Source organism: Methylobacterium sp. CCH5-D2, assembly GCF_001556475.1.
Lineage (GTDB): Bacteria > Pseudomonadota > Alphaproteobacteria > Rhizobiales > Beijerinckiaceae > Methylobacterium > Methylobacterium hispanicum.
Window position 1 is genome coordinate 1 of the sequence record NZ_LSIX01000414.1, and the last position, 3178, is coordinate 3178.

The following is a 3178-nucleotide window of genomic DNA, read 5'->3' on the forward strand; positions in this document are numbered from 1 at the left end:
CCCCGCCGGCCTCGGCCTGGGCGCGGGGCCCTACGTTCACGTCCTGCTGGCCAGCGGGCGGCGCCTGCCCGGCGCTGTGCCGCGCGCGGCCGGGCTGGCGGGGATCGAGACCGCCGCGCGGCTCGTCGCCGAGGCCGGGGGCGCGTGGCGCCTCCTCTCGGACGGGGGCGGCGAGGAGGGCTTCCTGGCCGAGATCTGGCTGCGGGCGGCCGAGCGCGCCGCGCCCGCCGAGCCGCCCGCCTGGGCCAGCGCCCTGCGGGTCCTGCTCGTGGAGAGCGACAGCCTCGTGCGCGCGAGCGTCGCCGAGGCGCTCGCCGAACTCGGCCACCGCGTCACGCAGGCGGCCTCGGGCGAGCACGCGCTGGCGCTGCTCGCCGAGAGCGACGCCTACGACGCGATGATCGCCGACCAGTCGATGCCGGTGATGACCGGCCTCCAGCTCGCCGCGACCGTGGTGGAGCGGCATCCCGGCATCCGCGTCATCCTGGCGAGCCCGCACGGGCACCTGCCGGCGGCGGCCCGCCGCTTCCTGCAGCTCGACAAGCCCTTCCGGCAGGAAGACCTCGCGGCGCTGCTCGGCGCGCCCGAGGCCCGCGCCGCCTGAGCGGCCCGCGCCCGGGACGCCGCCTCCGAACTTTCATACCCCGAAACTGATCAGCCGGCAGAGAGGCAGGTATTCCGGGCCGCGCGGCGCGATATTTTTCAGTCCGCGGGAAATGCTTGTTAACCCTCATCGCGGAGAAATCGGTGCGTTAGCGTGTGCGTATCCGGGAGCGAGCGGCCGTGGTTTCTCCACACCGGGATCAATCCGTCAGGACTTGTCTCAGGGTCGGTCTCGCGGGACTCGCCGTCCTCGCCGCCGCCCAGGCCCGCGCGGCCGACCTGCCGGTCTCCTCGGGCGGCGCGGACTGGTACACCGGCGCGCAGGCCCAGGCGGTCGACGACAGCTGGGCGGTCGCGGTCGACGGCTCGACCAGCATCACCTCGAACAGCTCGGCCTTCGGCTCGGTCACGGTCACGGCGGCGCTCGGCGCGCCCCCGACCGTGAGCGGCGCGCGGGTGCGCGTCGAGGGCATCGCCGGCACCTACTCCTATCCGGGCCAGCAGGTCGCCTCGCGGGTGACGGGCTACCAGCAGGAAGGCTCGCTGATGGGCGGCTACGAGTGGGTCTGGCGGGACGCCGCGCTCGCCGGCTTCATCGGCTTCAACGTGCGCAGCAACCAGCTCTCGATCCTCGATCCCGGCAACCCGGTGGTCGGCACCGGCGTCGGCTTCCGGGTGGCGGCCAACTTCTACGCCAACCCGACCGACCGGACCATGGTCTCGGCCTACGGCTCCTACTCGACCAAGTTCAACGCCTACTATTCCCGCTTCCGGGTCGGCTACATGGTCGCCGACGGCGTGTATATCGGGCCCGAGGCGCTGTTCCTCGGCGACGACTTCTTCCGGCAGTACCGCGTCGGCGCCCACCTGTCCGGCCTGAGCTTCGGGCCGGTGCAGATGTCGCTCGCCGTCGGCTACGTGCGCGACCGGATCCAGGGCACGGGCTATTATTCGAGCATCGAGGCGCGTGCCAACTTCTGAGCGGTCGGTCGCGCGCCGGGCAGGCCGCACGCTTGTGACAGGCTGCCCGCTTGTCCCGAGCCGGCGGAGAACGGATATGCCATCCATGTCCGGTCCGCGTCCCGTCTCCCGTCCCGTTCCCCTTCCCGCGCCGGTCGCCCGGTCCACGGCCCTGCCGCGGGGCCCGCGGTGCCCGGCGGCGTGAGCGATCCCTTCGCCTTCCTGCCCCGGGGCGGCACCACCGGGGACGAGATCCGCGCCCGCGACTGGGCGCGGACCCCGCTCGGCCCGGCGGAGACCTGGCCGCCGGCCCTGCGCAACGCGCTCTCGCTGATGCTCGAATGCCCCACGGCGATGTTCCTCGCCTGGGGGCCGGACCTGCTCTGCTTCTACAACGACGCCTACCGGCCGCTCCTCGGCTACCGGCTGCCGACCGCGCTCGGCCGCCCGTTCCGGGAGGTCTGGGCCAGCATCTGGGACGCGATCGAGCCCCTGGTCGCGGCCACGCTCGCGGGCGAGAGCCAGGTGCTGACCGACATGATGCTCGACCTCTCGCGCGACGGCCGCGCGGAGCGGAGCTGGTGGTCCTTCACCTACTCGCCCGTGCGCGACGACGCGGGCGCGATCGCGGGCCTGCTCTGCGTCACCGCCGAGACCACGGCGCGGGTGCTGGGCGAGGCCGCCTTGCGCGAGAGCGAGGACCATTTCCGACACACGGTCGAGCTGAACCCGCAGGTGCCCTGGACCTGCGATACGGCGGGCAACATCACCTCCTACTCCAACCGCTGGCTCGAGTTGACGGGGCAGGCGCCGGGCGAGCCGCTGGGCGCCGGCTGGGCGCGGGCGCTCCATCCCGACGACATCGCGCCGACCCAGGCGGTCTTCGCCGCCTGCCTCGCCTCGGGCGAGCCGGTGGACGTGGACTACCGGATCCGCGCCGCCCGCAGCGGCACCTATCGCTGGATGCGCGCCCGCGCCTACCCGCGCCGGGACGCGGACGGCGCGATCCTGCGCTGGTACGGCGTCGTCGAGGACATCCACGACCGCCGGCGCGCCGAGGAGCGCCTGCGCGAGGTGAACGCCGTGCTGGAGCGGCGCGTCGCGGAGGCGCTCGCCCAGCGCAAGCTCTGGGCCGACGTGTTCGAGACCACGGACGCGCTCGTCGCCGCGCTCGACACGGAGTACCGCGTGCTCGCGCTCAACCGGGCCTGCGCGGACGAGTTCGAGAGCCTGTACGGCGTGCGGCCCCGCATCGGCGACGACCTCCTCGCCCTGCTGGAGCCCTGGCCCGCGCACCGGGCGGCGACCCGGGCGGTTTGGGGGCGGGCGCTGGCGGGCGAGGACTTCACGGTCGTGGAGGCCTTCGGCGATCCCGACGTCCGGCGCGCGAGCTACGAGCTGACCTTCACGGCCCTGCGCGACGCGGAGGGGCGCCGGATCGGCGCCTTCCAGTACGGCACCGACGTCACCGAGCGCCTGCGCGAGCAGGAGCAGCTCCGTCAGGCGGAGGAGGCGTTGCGCCAGTCGCAGAAGATGGAGGCTGTGGGGCAGCTGACGGGCGGGGTGGCGCACGACTTCAACAACCTGCTGACCATCATCCGCTCCTCGGTCGAGT

3 protein-coding genes are annotated in these 3178 nt (G+C 73.6%); all 3 read left to right on the plus strand.

What is annotated here, in order from left to right; all coding sequences use genetic code 11:
• Positions 1-604: response regulator (locus AX737_RS10605; RefSeq protein WP_156453643.1), on the plus strand; the 604-nt coding region annotated here is incomplete at its 5' end.
• 278 nt (positions 605-882) lie between these two features.
• The gene (gene bcsS, locus AX737_RS10610; protein WP_238229354.1) at positions 883-1584 is read left to right on the plus strand and encodes a cellulose biosynthesis protein BcsS; all 702 of its coding nucleotides are present in this window, start codon (positions 883-885) and stop codon (positions 1582-1584) included.
• A 180-nt stretch (positions 1585-1764) separates the two neighbouring features.
• On the plus strand, positions 1765-3178 hold a 1414-nt coding region (locus AX737_RS10615), incomplete at its 3' end, for a PAS domain-containing protein (RefSeq protein WP_156453644.1).